Here is a 14,950-nt window from a genome sequence, read left to right on the forward strand (position 1 = left end):
GACCAGGGCCAGATCGTCGAGCAGAACTCGCCGGCCGAGTTCTTCGACAACCCGCAGCACGAGCGCACCAGGCTCTTCCTCAGCCAGATCCTGCATTGAAACACGGTTTCGCCGGAGAGATGCTCCGGCGCTGCCTGCCGCCTGGATTCGATGCCATGGGTGCGATAGCTGCCGCTGGTCGTGCGCACCGGACCGACGCCAGGGCGCTATCGGCGGGATCCTTGAATCTCATGAGCAGAGCCCGTCGATCAACGCGATGCCGAGATCGGGGCGATGCCGGCGCCTCAACTCGGACGGCGTCTCCCGCAGCACGACCTCCAGGGTCGGACGCACATGGCCTTCGAGGAAATGGCCGCCCTTGGTGCTTCCATCCGAAAAACCGAGCACGACATGCAGATGCACGCTCGGCTTGCCTTCGTCGTCCACCGCCACGTCGCCGATCATGCTGAGGACTTCCGATTGCACTTCGACGGGGATCTTCCTGTAGTTCTTCGTCTCGAACTCGAAGAAGGCGATCGTCGCCGCACGAAAGGCACCGATGGCCATGATCGAGGCTGCGGTTATACCCTCCCTCTCCACAAAATCGGTGATGCACTTGAAGGCCTCGTCGCCCGTATCGAGAACGAGGATGAACGTGCGCTCGCCCGCGTCGCTTGCCAGAAGTTTGTGCTTCATCGTCTATCTCCCGTGATGAAGGGAAAAGATCCGAAGCGCTCTTCTGTTCCGCCCGGTCAGGAGGCGGCCGTCGCTTTCCGGCCACCGGCCACGGCAATCGTCGCCAGCGCCGAGCGGATGGCCGACGGTGACGACGCCTTGGCAAGGGCGCAGGTGGCGGTCGTGAGCGAACCGACGCGGATCGACTGGCCGCCGCGGGCATTGGCGAGCGCGAACATGGTCTCATCCGTCAGGTCGTCGCCGATCGCGATCGGCAGGCGTCCTGCGAAGGCGGGCTGTTCCAGATAGCGTGCGACGGCCTCTCCTTTGTCGGCGCGGGAGGGGCGGATCTCGAAGACCATCTTGCCGGGCTGCAGCACCCAGGCGGGGCCAGCCTCCTCGGCAAAGTCGCGCATGATCTTTTCAAGCGTCGTGTCATAAGCGGGCGCCAGCCGGTAATGCGCGGCGACGGCAGCGCCCTTGTCCTCGATCAGCACGCCGTCCATCCAGGCCGTCTGCTCCACGAGGCGCTGTTTCAGTGCGGCAAAGGCCGGCGTCGCCGAGACAACCGAGGTCGCACCGTCCGCGCCCCTGAATTCCGCGCCGTGCAGGCCGGCGATGGGAAAGCGGAAGGGGGCGAACAGTCCATCGGCGAAAGGAAGACTTCGTCCGGTGACCAGCGCCAGCGCGCCGCCGAGGCGGGCGGAAACCGCATCAAGGTTCCCCGGAAGCGACAGGGGGACCTGGATGGCATCCGGCGTCGCCGCGAGATCGAGCAGCGTTCCGTCGATATCGAGGAAAAGCGCCCAGCGCTCCGGTTCGTCGGCAAGGCGGCGGACGAGATGACGGGTTGCGGCATCCGACGGCTGCAATTTCTCCAGTTCGTTCATCGGCAAGCAAGTAGATCGCGATCGCCGGGCGGCAAGGGCTGACGTCGAAGTCCCTGCCGGAACAAGTTTTTCCCCGGCGCATTGTGCCCTCGCACCGGGCAGAGGAGCCGACATGGGCAAGCAGAAGAAGAAGCCGCGACAGACCGAAGACAACAGCGCCCCCGTCATTCACGGCGCGGATGATCTGCCCGCCGTCGCGGTGACCAGCTACAATCTCGAACTGAGCGACAAGGACGGCTTCATCGGCGACCAGGCCAACAAGTCCGCCTTCCGCGACGCCATCGAGGCATGGCGGAAACGGGTTCGCGCGGGCGGCGCGGATCCGCTGGGCGACGTGCCGACGGACGATCTTTCCAAGAAGGAGATCGACGCGCTGCTCAAGGAAGGGGAAACGGAGGCCGCATCCCTGGTGCTTGCGGCGATCGACGACTTTGCAACCGGTCTTGCGGGCGTTCTTGCGCGCTATCTCAAGGAGGAGGCCTGGAAAGGCACGGAGCGGATCGTGGTCGGCGGCGGCTTCAAGGACAGCCGGGCCGGCCTGATGGCGATCGCCCGCGCCCAGATCCGGCTCAAGGCCGAGGGGCTGAAGGTGGAAATCATGCCGATCGCCCATCATCCGGACGAGGCCGGGCTGCTCGGCGCGGTGCACCTCATTCCCTCGTGGATGCTGAAGGGCCACGATGCGATCCTCGCCGTCGATATCGGCGGCACCAACATCCGCGCAGGCCTCGTCAAGCTCAACCTCGACGACAAGCCGGATTTTTCCAGGGCCAAGGTCTGGAAGTCGGAGCTATGGCGCCATGCCGAAGACGAACCCCGCCGCACGGCCACCATCGAATATCTCGTGCGGATGATCGAAGCCCTCGTCGCCAAGGCAAAGAAGGCCAAGCTCGCGCTGGCACCGGTCATCGGCATCGGCTGCCCGGGCATCATCGCCCCCGACGGCTCGATCGCACGGGGTGGCCAGAACCTGCCGGGCGGCAATTGGGAAAGCACGCATTTCAATCTTCCCGAGGCCTTGCGCAAGGCAATTCCCGAGATCGCCGGTCAGCCGACCTTCATCATCATGCACAACGATGCCGTCGTGCAGGGCCTGTCGGAAGTGCCGCGCATGGCGGATGTAACGCGCTGGGCCGCCGTGACGATCGGTACCGGCCTCGGCAATGCCAGCTTCGCCCGCAAGGAAACGTGACCGGCCGAAGCTGGATCGCAAAGCCGGCAACCCGGTCCACCGGTAATCCCGGCTGAAGCGCTACGTGCACAAACAATGATGTCGACGGCACGATCCGTCATCTTCGCTCCCGATGAGTGAAGGACCAGGCGCGCCTTGCAGATGGCTCACAATGCCGCAAGAAGCGCCCTGCCTCTCCCGTGCAGGAACACGCTCTGCGAAAAACAACGCCATATGAAGCGAAGAGTCTGTCCACCTCATCCGTTGAACAGACAGTCGCAGCAAATTCGGCCTTGAAAGCACTAATGAAGTGCTTTATATATTTCATCATGGCAACGAAGTTCACATCCAGTCTCAGGCTCATCCTTCAACCCACGCCGGACATGCGCCGTGCGCTGTCCGAGACGCTGGCGGCCTACCAGCAGGCCATGGCGATCCTGGACCGGACAAAGGGCGCCAATGTCGTGGCGCTGCACCAGGCGGCCTATGAGGAGATCCGCGCGACGACGGGGCTTCCCGCCCGCCTTGTCACGCTCGCGCTGCGCGACCACGGCCGCCGCACGCCGGGAGAGGTCGTCGCGGATATTCCGCTCGACTCCAAGCTCTTCGCGGTCAAGGGCCCGGACAGCGTGAGCATCGCGACGCTCGACGGCCGCATCGTGCTGCCCTACGCGGCAAGCGGCTATCGCGAGGGCTGGGCGGATTTTGCCGAAGCGCGGCTCGTCTTTGCCGGGTCGTCCATCTGTCTCTATGCCGGCATCCAGGCCGGCATCCATTCGAAGAAGGAGGCTTCCATGTCCAACGAAGGTATCCTCGCCCGCCTCGGGCGCGTCATCGCCGGCGTCGTCAACACGGCGGTCGATGCCGCCGAGGCGTCGAACCCGGTCGCCGTGGCGCAGCAGGCCGTCCGCGAGATCGGCGCGATCGCCGAGGAAGCCCGCGCGGCGCTCGGCGTCGCCATGGCCGCCGGCCACCGGCTGAAGGCCAAGGCCGACGACCTCGACGCGGAGATCCGCGACCTCGACGAGAAGATCAAGGTCGGGCTGGAAAACGGCCGCGAAGACCTCGCCCGCGCCGCCACCGGCGTCCAGATCGACCTTGAGGCCCAGCGCGACGCGTTGTCCAAGGCCATCCTGGAGAATGCCGGCGAGATCGCCGATGCCGAGGCGACGCTGCGCAGCATCGCCTCGGCCCGCGCCGACGCGATGAAGCGGCTGGAGGATGCACGGCGCGCCGAGCGCGCTGCCCCGACGGCCGCCACCCCGTCCCAGCGCAACGACCGACGCCTTGCCGATGCGCTCGAAGCCGTCGAGCGTGTCACCGGCGTTCCTTCCAAGCCGGCCATGGAAGGAACGGCGGAGGTCGAGGAACTGGGCCGCCTGCAGCGCCAGAAGGCGATCGAGGCACGCCTTGCCGCCTTTAGGCAGGGTGAGCGCTGATGGAATCCATCGTCCACCCGGGGACCGCTCCCTTCTGGATCGCGCTCCTGACGGTGGCGGGCCTCGGCATCGTCGAACTGGTCTCGGTGCTGCTCGGCGCGTCCGCCTCCGGGCTGATCGACGACGGCCTCGACTTCAACGGGCCGGGTGATGCGGAATCCGGCCTTCTCGGCGGGTGGATGTCCTGGCTCAATGCCGGCGGCGTGCCGATCCTGGTGCTTGCCGTCATCCTGCTCTCCGCCTTCTCGGCAGCCGGCTTTGCGCTGCAGGCGGTCATCACGCAGTTCCGCGAGCCGCTGCCGCTCTACGCCGCCGTCACCGGCGCGCTCGCCGTCGCCATCCCCGTCACCCGCTGGTCATCGCGCGGGCTGGCGCGGATCATCCCGCGCGACGAGACGAGCGTGCAGGAACAGGCCGATTTCATCGGCCTCGTCGGAACGGTGACGCTCGGGCCGCTCGACCAGGGCCATCCCGGCACGGTGCGCATCAAGGACCGCTACGACAACATCCACACGCTGCGTGCCCGGGCCGTGCCGGGGCATGTGATCGAGACGGGCGCGTCCGTGCTCATCGTCGACGGCAAGGACGGCCTCTTCCAGGCCATTCCCGCCCCGGCGGTGCTCGAAGACGGCCACTATCCCAACAACGGAGGGTAAACGATCATGGACTTCCTCTCGGTAGGAATCATCGCCGGGGTCATCGTGACGGCGATCGTCGTCATCGGCATCATCATGACCTCGCTCTACACCCGCGCCACACGCGACAAGGCCTATGTGCGCACCGGTCTCGGCGGCAAGAAGGTCGTGCTCGACGGCGGATCGGTCATCCTGCCGATCTTCCACTCCTATTCCTGGGTGTCGCTCAGCACGCTGCGGCTAGAGGTCAAGCGCGCCGAAAACGAATCGCTGATCACCAAGGACCGCATGCGCGCCGACATCACCGCGGAGTTCTACGTCCGCGTGAAGCCGGATTCGGAGAACATCGCCCTCGCCGCCCAGACGCTCGGCGACCGCACGAACGACGCGGATGCGCTGAAGACGCTCGTCGAGGCGAAGTTCGTCGACGGCCTGCGCTCGGTGGCCGCCACCATGTCGCTGCGCGACCTGCAGGAGCAGCGCGCCGAATTCGTCAAATCCGTGCAGGCCGCCGTCGCGCATGACCTGCAATCGAACGGCCTCGAACTGGAATCGGTATCGCTGACCCGCCTCGACCAGACGGACATCAAGCATTTCAACCCGAACAACAGTTTTGACGCCGAGGGCCTCACCGCGCTCACCAAGATCACCGAGGAGCGCAAGCGCGAGCGCAACCAGATCGTCCGCGACAACGAGGTGGAGATCGCCACCAAGGACCGCGAAGCCGCGCTACGCCGCCTCACCATCGAGCGCGAGCAGCGCGACGCCGAGCTGACGCAGGAACGCGACATCGCCAACAAGACCGCAGAGACGCGCGCGGAAGCGGCCAGGGCCGAACAGCTCGCCCGTCTCAGCGAGGAAACCGCCCGGCTCGACACCGAAAAGGGCATTGCCGAGCGCGACTCCCAGGCGCGCCAGGCCCGCGAGACTGCCCGGATCGATGCCGAACGCGGCATTGCCGAGCGCGAGGCGGAAGCCCGCCGCGTGACGGAGACCGCCCGCATCGACGCCGCCATCGCCGTCGCCGAGAAGAGCGAGCAGGAACAGGCCGCCCGCGCCAAGGCCGACGAGGCGAAGGCCGCCGCCATCACCGCCGAGGAACAGGTGACGACGGCACGGGAAGTCGAGATCGCCGAGCGCGCCAAGCGCATCGCGGTGCTCGATGCGCGCAAGGCCGCCGAACAGGAGGCGACCGCCATCACCGTCAAGGCCGAGGCCGAGCGCCAGGCGGCCGAAAACCTCGCCGCCGCAACGAAGATCCAGGCGCAGGCTGATGCGGAAGCCGCCAAGATCAAGGCGACAGGCGTCATCGAGCTCGGCCAGGCCGAAGCCCAGGCCGAGCGTGCGCTCAACGAAGCCCGCAACGCCCTTTCGGCCAGCATCATCGAGTTCGAGCTCGCCCGCGCCCGCGTCGCCATCATCCCGCAGGCGCTGGAGCAGGCGATGAAGCCGATCGAGAAGATCTCCGACATCCGCATCTTCAGCGCCGGCGGCCTCGCCGGTGCGCTGGCGGGCAACGGCAGCAATGGCGGCGATGGGGCGGGACATGCCGTCGGCGACCTCAGCAGCCAGCTTCTCAGCTTCACGGCCCAGAAACCCATCCTCGACGAGATCCTCGCACAGGCCGGCTTCAAGGGTGCCGACCCGACGCAGGCCCTGCTCGCCGCCTCCGTCGGCAACGCGGCGGCAAGGGTGCCCGCCGAAGGCGCCAAGGCAAGAACCGGGGACGCCGATTGAGCGCCTGAAGAAAACGAGGCCGCCGGATGAACCCGGCGGCCTTGCCGCTTTTGACGGAAGGAGACAGATCATGGCAGCCACCCGTTCGATCAGCCGCCCCGCCCGCCATCTCGGTACCGCGCTTGTCGCGCTCGTGCTTACCGCGACATCCGCCCTTGCCCAGGCCACCGATGTGCTCGGCATACCGGGCCCGATCGATTTCGAGGGTGACGCCTACAGGCTCGCCTGGAGCGCACAGCCCTCCGCAACCTACATCAAGCAGGAATATCTTCCGGACGGGCAGCGCGCCGAGCGATACGACCAGATGATCCTGGTCGAAACCGTCACAAGCGGCATCACCGTCATGGATGCTGTCCGCGCCCAGGTGGCGATGCTGAACCAGCGCAAGGCGACAGACCCGCTCGTCAACATGGACGTCATCCAGAACGAGGCGGCCGGCGAGGCGCTGCTCGACTTCATCGTCAGCAGCAAGGATACCGACGGGCAGTATATCGTCGAATGGAACGCCTACCGCTATGCCCGCTACAGCGATGCCGGCGGCAAGCCCGGCGTCATGCTCTTCGGCATCAGCCGGCGCGCCTACGGCAACGCCGCCGCCAAGGACCTGCTGACGCAGCTAAAAGCGCTCAGGCCCGGCAGGGTCAAGGCGCTGACGCAAGTGCGCCTGCCCCGGCCTGCGCCGTGAACCTGTGGGGCCGGTTTTCGCACGGCCCATGGGTCTGGTAAACGCAAGCAAGGGCGCGGCCGGTCTCACGTAGCGAGGACCGGTGACGGAACCTTCTTGCCAATTCCTCCGCCAATGCCTTACGCACGCCGCACCGCCCGCCCGCAATTCGGCTTCCGGAGGATCGGTGGGCACCAGCAAGAGTATGCAAGGGACATATCCGATCAGCGTGGGCATGCGGCTGAACATTACCAGCCGAACCGGAAAGAACAGGGATTGCATGCCACTGTTTTCTCGACAATACCGTCAGCATTGGAGACGTCCAAAGGGCGTACAACGCGGGATGGATAGCGATGCCGCTGGACAAATAGCCTGTCCATCGCGCACTCCGCGATAGCCAGAGCACCGGATGGCTGAGCCGAGGCCAAACAGCTATCCTTACGACGGCAGATGCACTCTGCCCGCACAACAGAGCCCCGCCGGCGGCCGTCAATGTGCGGATAGGCATGGAGGGAGTGCCTCCATACGTTAAAATAAACGCCAGAAGTGCAGTTTCAGTCCATACCGAAGTCAGAACCGCACAGATTGTGCAGGCCGGAGGATGCCGGATAAGATTGCCTTATCGGTCGTTTTGTTCATTATAGGGAAATGGACCGATTCGACGACGAAAACGCCGACAATTACCCCCCGCATTCCTCCGCGAAGCCGCAGGACGCAGCGATGGCCGAAGGCAAGTCCGCCACCGCCGTTGCGGCATCCGTGCCTCCCCGCCTGCCGACCCACCTGCAGGATCTCACGGATCGCGCCCGCGGGTATGTCGAGGCGGCGAGCTCCGTCAACACGCGAAAAGCCTACGCCTCCGACTGGAAGCATTTTTCCGCCTGGTGCCGGCGCCAGAACCTGGCTGCCCTTCCCCCCGATCCTGAGGTCGTCGGCCTCTATATCACCGCCTGCGCCTCCGGCACGGCCGAGCGTGGCGGCAAGCCCAACACCGTCTCCACGATCGAGCGCCGCCTTGCGGCAATCGGTTGGAACTGCGCGCAGCGCGGCACGAAGCTCGACCGCAAGGATCGCGCCATCGCCACCGTCATGGCCGGCATCCGCAACCGGCATGCCGCCCCGCCGCGCCAGAAGGAGGCCCTGCTTCCCGAAGACCTCATCGCCATGCTGGAAACGCTCGACCGCGGCACGCTGCGTGGCCTGCGCGACCGGGCCATGCTGCTCGTCGGCTTTGCCGGAGGCCTGCGCCGCTCGGAGATCACCGGCCTCGATCTGGGGCGCGACCAGAGCGAGGACGGGCGCGGCTGGATCGAGATCTTCGACAAGGGCGTTCTGGTGACGCTGCGCGGCAAGACCGGCTGGCGCGAGGTGGAGATCGGCCGCGGTTCGTCCGACGCCACCTGCCCCGTCACCGCGCTCGAAACCTGGATCCGCTTCGCGAAGATCGCCCGGGGTCCGCTGTTCCGCCGTGTCACCGGCCAGGGCAAGGATGTCGGTCCGGACCGGCTCAACGACCAGGAGGTGGCGCGCCTCGTCAAGAAGGCGGCGCTGGCCGCCGGGGTGCGCGGCGACCTGTCGGAAGCCGAGCGGGCACAGAAATTCGCCGGCCATTCGCTTCGCGCCGGCCTCGCCTCCTCGGCCGAAGTCGACGAGCGCCATGTGCAGAAGCAACTCGGCCACGCCTCGGCCGAAATGACCCGCCGCTACCAGCGCCGCCGCGATCGCTTCCGCGTCAATCTTACAAAGGCCGCGGGTCTCTAAGACACGCTTGACGCCTTGCGCCTTCGCCCTGTGATTTTCGCACGTCACACCAAGCGACATGCTTCAAGATCGCCTGCACAGGTTCGCAGCGGTGCTTCGAATGTTGAGGTCATCTCTCCGAGTAAAAATCTTGCCATTCCATCCGCCTGCACGATGAAAGAGACGAATGCTTTTTCTCACCGGCATCTCCAGGATTGCGCGCAAGGCTCGGGCGAGGTTTGTCAGGATAGATTCTCGGGAACTCGGCACGGAACGCAGCGGCAACAGGACATCACAATGAGCGAACTGCAGAACAAGGCGGTCACGCTGGCAACGCAAGAGGAAGGTGATCTCTCCTCGCAATTGCCCTCTGATCGCTGCGCCCCGTTTCTCAGGAGCGCGCTGGATCTTCATTTCGCCCTTGGCGGCGATGACGAGGCGCTGGATGCGCTTGTCCACGCACATCGTTCGGCCGATCGCCTCAGGGTGGATGCAGCGGTCGCCAATGTCGTGATCGAACTGGCCGTTGCCAGCCACCTCAACGATATCGACATGGTCCAGGCCACATACAATCGCCTCGACGTGGAACTCGGCAATCCACGCCACTCGAAATAGGAACAAGGGCAGCGGTTGGCATCGGGTCGTGGAGCCAAAGGAAGAGGATGCGGGTGCGATATGCCGTATTTCAAAACCCTGACAGTTGGCAGGGTTTTCCGATCTCCGGCCATCACCCGGCCTTTCTGTTCCCCCCGCTCTGCCCCCGAAGAAGCGCCATAAGAACCGGCCCAAGGGAAAACTCTCCCCGTTCCGCCCGACGCGTCAAATCCCGAAGATAGCCTCCCGGGGAGTTGATGTGCCCTGCCCGTTCGAGAATGCAGGCCACCGCCACGGCCGCGTTCTCCGCCCCCATCACCTCGCAAGCTTCCTGGTAGGCAGAGGGGCTAATGCCGAGCATGGACCGCACCACCACGGCGGCCGACATCAGGTCCTTCCATCCACCGATCTTGCCACCGGGGCCGTACATCGCAATGTCGGGGCATGCATTCAGGACCATGCCAAGCGGGAAATTGCGGAGCGGCGTGCTCGGCGCCTCATCGCTTCCCCCGGCCTTCGCCCCCTGCTCTTTTTCAGAGCGAGGTTCAAGTTCATGGATGGATTCGGGTTTTGAATTCTGTATGTGACGCTCAACATGAGCATCATTGGTGCTGGTTTTCTCTGTATTCTGTTGCATTTCCAGGATGTTGATGATCTCGCCGCGGAGAAGCTCCATTTCATCGAGGGCTGCATGGACATCGCTCTGCGCCGGAGTGCGCGGGAGCCTCGCGAGAACGCCGATATAGATCGCTTCGATCGCCTCCCAATCGCCCGGAGCGCCCTCCTCCATGGCGGCGGAAATCAGCTTGCGGACGTCGCGCCGGCAGATCGTCAGGTTCTCCTTCGCTCGGCGGAAAGCCAGGCGGTCCGCGACGACCTTCTGGGCGAGCATCGCTAGCTCTTCGGCACGGGAAAGCAGCGGCGAAAGATCGAAGCCGAACGCCGTTTCGATACTACCCGCTTTGTCCTTGCGCGCATAACGCTTACCGTTTGCGCTGTCCTTGCGCACGATCAGGCCCGCATCGACGAGCAGGCCGAGATGCCGCCGGAGCGTGGCGCCCGCGATGCCATGTGCACGCAAGGCCAATTGCGCATTCGATGGAAAGACGATGAGCTGCGCGTCCTGACGCAGTTCATTGTCCGGATAGAAACTCAAAAGCGCATCCAGCACCGCCAGGCTTCTGTCCTGCAGGCCCAGCAATCCCCTCGCCTCCGAAGCGTCCCGAAAGACCTTCCATTTATCCGCTGTCTTGCCCGGCTTGATTCCAGCCGTCGCCAATTGCCGCTGCACAAGCGCAAGCGACATCGGCCGCCGCCCGAAGGGCGTCGTCACATATCCACTCTGCATTTTCTTTCACCTTGCAAAAGGCAAAAGAAATCCGCTCGCCCAAAATGACGCCAAGGACTCTTGACTACGATTCGTGGAAATGCGATTCTCGAGGTGCTAAATCAGAGAGGGGCTTCCACGACGGCAACGTTTTGGGGGCCTTTTTCTTTTGCTGCGCTTCCTTTCCTGTCATCCGAAACCCTGACAGCTGTCAGGATTGTCACTCATCATCCCGCAGGCGGGAAAATCGATCGGCAAGGCCCGGCAATTCGGCCTCCACGAATTTCAGGAACGCGGCGCCAAGGGCGCCTTCCGCAGAAATCCGCACTTCCTTCGCCGAGGCCGTCATCGCGCCGAGCTTCCGGCCGTTCCCATCGGCAAGCGCGGTCACCGCGGCGGTTTTTCCCGATGCGGCCGGTTTCACCGCATCGAGAATCCGCTGAAATCGCTGATCGGATGACTGGGCTTCACCGGCCTTGCTCGACAGGACCGCCCTGATGGTGTCGAGGGATTGACCGTCACCCGTCACGATTTTGGCAAGGTCGAGCCAGCGCGGCCTGCCGACCTTCGGCGCCCGTCCGATGGCCTCGATGATATCGGCCGGAAGCGCGCGGTAGACGCTGCGCATCCTTGCAAGCTCGGCGTCCTCGATCGAAAGCGCCGCATAGATGTGGCGCGCCTTTATCCCTGCCTCATCCATGCGCGATGCGAAGAGAGCGCGCTCGATCCACGTCAAATCCTGACGGCTGGCATTCTCGATGCCCTGCGCGAGAACCAGATCGAGATCCGATATCTCCACTTCGATCGCGCGGACGGGTTTGCCGAGCTGCTTGGCGGCACGCCAGCGGCGATGACCGTAGACGATCTGGTAGCGGCCAGCGGAGGAGGGGTGCTTGCGAACCTGGATGGGAACCTGTTGTCCCTCGCTCTCGATCGAGCGCTTGAACGCCTCGAAGCTGGTCGCGTCGTCGTCCGGCAATCGGTCGGGGTAGGGGGAGGGGTCGATCAGCGCGGCATCCAGCTCCCGAACGGATCCGCCACCCGCCTCCACAAGCGCCTTCAGCCGGTCCCGCTCCGAGCGGATATCGTCGATCGCACGGTGGGCGGCGCCGATGACGCCAGCACCGACGCGCTGCGTCGGAACCGCTGGGGCCGGCTGTTCCACGTCCGCAAGCTTGTTCTCCAGTTCCGCCGACAGCAGGCCGAAGCTGGCGACGATCGATTTGCGGGATGATTTGCTCATGTCCGCCCCCAGCTATTATTGATCAGCCGGACGATCGCCTCGTTGACGCCATCGACCGCTTCGCGCGCACGCTTGTGGGTGTCCCGCCCGATCTGGCCCATTTCGAGTTCATATATCGAGCGTTTCGCAAGGCCGGCCGCTTCGACCGCCGTGCTTTCGATCGCGGTCGGAAGAAGCACGTCCGTGCCGAACATGTGCCGCAGCATCGCGACGACCTGCGACTGCGGCGCGTCGTTCGGATCATGACGGGTGACGAGATAGCGGATGAAATCCTGATCCAGTTGGGCGCCGCTTTCGTTCAGGACGCTGATGAGGTCGCCCATCATCAGCAGGAACTGGCTCATCGATGCGACATCCAGCATGGCCGGGTGCACGGTGATGATCATGCTGGTGGCTGCATAAATGGCGCTCAGGGTCAGGAAGCCGAGCGAGGGCGGCGTGTCCAGGATGACGACGTCATAATCTGCCTCGACCTCCGAAAGGGCGAGCTTCAGCCTTTCGAAGAAAATCGCGCCGGAACCCGACTTGTTCGCCAGGACGCGAGGCGTCTCATGCTCATATTCCATGACCTCCAGATTGCCGGGAACGAGGTCGATCCCTTCGAAATAGGTCTTGCGAATGACCTCGCGGATCGGGCGCCGCTCGGTGTCGTCGTAGCGCAGGGCCGCATAGATCGTCTCGTTCGAACCGACATCCACCTCCGGCTGGAAACCGAACATGGCGGACAAGGATGCCTGCGGATCGAGGTCGAGCGCGAGAACGCGGTATCCCTGGAGCGCCAGATAGTGGGAAAGGTGCACGCAGGTCGTCGTTTTCGCACTGCCACCCTTGAAGTTCGCGATCGCGATGACCTGGAGATGCTCGCCGGCGCGGCGGCGGGGAAGAAACCGCAAGGCCTCGGCCGGCTTCTGCTTTGCGAACAGCGCGCGAAGCTCATTGATCTGGGCCAGCGTATAGACGCGGTGGTTGTTCTCCAGCCTGCTCGGGACCGGCCCGCGTCCTTCGATGGACATGAGCTTCAAGGTGGAATCAGGTATGGAGGTGAGCTTCGACACCTCGTTGGTCAAAAACGAACGAAGGGTCTTCTCCGATTTCGGAGGATACATGCGCGTTCTGAGCTGCTGCAATTGCGCCGACAGAAGCCCCGCATGGCGCATGATCTTGCCGCCTGCGTCTTCCTTGGTGCCAACAATTGGGTCTACTCGATTTGCTATCGCCATGTCTTCCTCTTGGCGGCCTTAAGCCGGTTTGCCGGCCATTGCCCGCCAAAGATAGAACACGATTCTCCCGGACCGTCCAGAAGTTTAGGGTTAACAAAAGGTTAATAGGAACAGCCGGACATCCGCAACCACGCCGTTTTTCCAATGCCGCGCTGATGATCTCGCGGCAGTTTCCGTGCCGACCAGCAGGGCAAAAGCCGGCATTTTCAATTGCATGCAGCCGCCGGCGATCTTTCTTCGTGCGGCCAGATCTACATGGTCCACAGGACCGAAATCGGTACGGCCTGCAATTTCTCCCCGAAGGGGGTGATGCGATCATGATCGTGCAGGACCAGCCCGCGGACGAACCGGTCGCCCACGGCGTCCTGGAGCTGGCGCAATCCGCGGAAATCGTCCGGCTTCACCGTCGCGGAAGCCTTCACCTCGATGCCGATAATGCGGCCCCGACGATCCTCGATGATCACATCGACCTCATCCTGGTCCTTGGTTCGATAATGCGAGAATGCAAGGCGCCGCTCGGACCAGGAGGCAAGTTTCAGGATCTCCGAGACGACGAAGCTTTCGAGCAGGGGGCCGAACCGCGTCCGATCCCGGGCAAGCCGCTCCGCCTCGTCTTCCCGCAGTGCCGCGAGCAGCCCGGTATCGACGAAATGCAGTTTCGGCGTCTTGATCAGCCGGCTGAGGCGATTGTTCGACCAGGGCGAAAGCGTTCTTACGAGAAACAGCCGCTCGAGAATCGCGACATATTTCTGGGCCGTGACACTCGACAGGCCGAGCGCCGCGCCGAAGCTGCTATGGTTGACCAGTTGCCCGGCATGCTCGGCGAGCACGTTCAAAAGGCGCGGCAGTCGATCGAGTTGATCGATATTTGCGATATCGCGCACGTCGCGATCCAGGATAAGCGCCACATAGTCCTCAAGCCACGCGGTTCGGCGCGGTGCGGTCGACCGACGCAGGACTTCCGGAAAGCCGCCCTTCAAGACCACGTCCACCAGGCCACCGCCAAAGACGGCCTCATCGCCGGTGGCCGGCTCCTCGCCATCAAAGAGACGATCGAGCAAGCGGCCAGGGGTGGAGAGGATTTCGGACTGGGCGAACGGGAAAAGGGAGATGACGGCCATGCGCCCGGCCAGGGAATCGGCAATGGCCGGCATCGTCGCCAGATTGGCCGAGCCCGTCAGCAGGAACCGGCCCGGTTCCTCATCCCGGTCGACACTCTCCTTGATCGCCAGCATCAGGTCGGGCGCGCGCTGCACCTCATCGATGACAGCCCGCCTGATGCCGCGTATGAAGCCGATCGGATCTGACTTCGCGGCACTGAGCGTGCCGGCGTCGTCCAATGTCATGAACGGTCGGTCGTCACTGGCAAACATGCGCGCCAATGTCGTCTTGCCGGCCTGGCGAGGACCGGCGATCAGCACCACGCGCGTATCGGCCAAGGCGGTTTCGACGTTCTGGCGAACCTTGCGTTCGATATGGAGGCGGGGCAGGGGGGGCGAGGTCATGCGGCCGTTCTTAACGGATAATCCGTCTGATTTAAAGTCTATTCCCGTCCATTTTTAAATCCAAATGCGTCCAAACTTGACCGCACCCGCTCTCCGACACGAAATGGCGGCCCTGCGCGGCCTTGGCGTAC

General features: G+C 64.2%; 13 protein-coding genes and 1 pseudogene. 8 read left to right on the plus strand and 6 right to left on the minus strand.

What is annotated here, in order from left to right; translation table 11 throughout:
- Positions 1-99 (plus strand): annotated as a pseudogene (locus tag EV665_RS25005) (amino acid ABC transporter ATP-binding protein); the annotation flags it as partial.
- Positions 100-228: 129 nt separating this feature from the next.
- Here EV665_RS25005 and EV665_RS25010 read toward each other — a convergent pair.
- Both EV665_RS25010 and otsB read right to left on the minus strand, forming a co-directional pair.
- Complete coding sequence (locus tag EV665_RS25010) at positions 229-675, minus strand: PPC domain-containing DNA-binding protein (protein ID WP_133036129.1); 447 nt, start codon at positions 673-675, stop codon at positions 229-231.
- Between the two features lie 56 nt (positions 676-731).
- A complete protein-coding gene (gene otsB, locus EV665_RS25015; RefSeq protein ID WP_133036210.1) occupies positions 732-1,544 on the minus strand; it encodes a trehalose-phosphatase in 813 nt (270 codons plus the stop codon).
- 112 nt (positions 1,545-1,656) lie between these two features.
- Between otsB and EV665_RS25020 the strand changes: the two genes are divergently transcribed.
- The 7 genes from EV665_RS25020 (at position 1,657) to EV665_RS25050 (ending at position 9,545) form a co-directional block, all read left to right on the plus strand.
- Positions 1,657-2,736: an ROK family protein gene (locus EV665_RS25020; RefSeq protein ID WP_133036130.1), complete on the plus strand. Its 1,080-nt coding sequence runs from the start codon at positions 1,657-1,659 to the stop codon at positions 2,734-2,736.
- Positions 2,737-3,044: 308 nt separating this feature from the next.
- Positions 3,045-4,154 carry a PspA/IM30 family protein gene (locus tag EV665_RS25025; protein WP_064334636.1) on the plus strand — a complete coding sequence of 370 codons (1,110 nt, stop codon included), beginning with the start codon at positions 3,045-3,047 and terminating at the stop codon, positions 4,152-4,154.
- Positions 4,154-4,810 carry an OB-fold-containig protein gene (locus EV665_RS25030; protein ID WP_133036131.1) on the plus strand — a complete coding sequence of 219 codons (657 nt, stop codon included), beginning with the start codon at positions 4,154-4,156 and terminating at the stop codon, positions 4,808-4,810. The genes EV665_RS25025 and EV665_RS25030 overlap by 1 nt, the downstream gene beginning before the upstream one ends.
- Before the next feature lie 6 nt (positions 4,811-4,816).
- Complete coding sequence (locus tag EV665_RS25035; RefSeq protein WP_064334558.1) at positions 4,817-6,526, plus strand: flotillin family protein; 1,710 nt, start codon at positions 4,817-4,819, stop codon at positions 6,524-6,526.
- 70 nt (positions 6,527-6,596) lie between these two features.
- Complete coding sequence (locus EV665_RS25040; RefSeq protein WP_133036132.1) at positions 6,597-7,211, plus strand: hypothetical protein; 615 nt, start codon at positions 6,597-6,599, stop codon at positions 7,209-7,211.
- A gap of 699 nt (positions 7,212-7,910) precedes the next feature.
- Complete coding sequence (locus tag EV665_RS25045) at positions 7,911-8,951, plus strand: tyrosine-type recombinase/integrase (protein WP_245507820.1); 1,041 nt, start codon at positions 7,911-7,913, stop codon at positions 8,949-8,951.
- A 276-nt stretch (positions 8,952-9,227) separates the two neighbouring features.
- Complete coding sequence (locus EV665_RS25050; RefSeq protein ID WP_133036134.1) at positions 9,228-9,545, plus strand: hypothetical protein; 318 nt, start codon at positions 9,228-9,230, stop codon at positions 9,543-9,545.
- Between the two features lie 112 nt (positions 9,546-9,657).
- On the opposite strand, the gene repC is transcribed toward EV665_RS25050, so the two are convergent.
- From repC to EV665_RS25070, 4 genes are all read right to left on the minus strand, one after another.
- Complete coding sequence (gene repC, locus EV665_RS25055; RefSeq protein WP_133036135.1) at positions 9,658-10,872, minus strand: plasmid replication protein RepC; 1,215 nt, start codon at positions 10,870-10,872, stop codon at positions 9,658-9,660.
- Between the two features lie 199 nt (positions 10,873-11,071).
- Positions 11,072-12,094, minus strand: a complete 1,023-nt coding sequence (gene repB / locus EV665_RS25060) for a plasmid partitioning protein RepB (protein WP_133036136.1) — start codon at positions 12,092-12,094, stop codon at positions 11,072-11,074.
- Positions 12,091-13,314: a plasmid partitioning protein RepA gene (gene repA, locus EV665_RS25065; RefSeq protein WP_133036137.1), complete on the minus strand. Its 1,224-nt coding sequence runs from the start codon at positions 13,312-13,314 to the stop codon at positions 12,091-12,093. Before repA ends, repB begins: the two co-directional genes overlap by 4 nt.
- Before the next feature lie 251 nt (positions 13,315-13,565).
- Positions 13,566-14,819, minus strand: coding sequence for an ATP-binding protein (locus tag EV665_RS25070; protein WP_133036138.1), 1,254 nt, complete (start codon positions 14,817-14,819; stop codon positions 13,566-13,568).
- Between the last annotated feature and the right edge of the window lie 131 nt (positions 14,820-14,950).

Source organism: Shinella granuli (genome assembly GCF_004341885.1).
GTDB lineage: Bacteria > Pseudomonadota > Alphaproteobacteria > Rhizobiales > Rhizobiaceae > Shinella > Shinella granuli.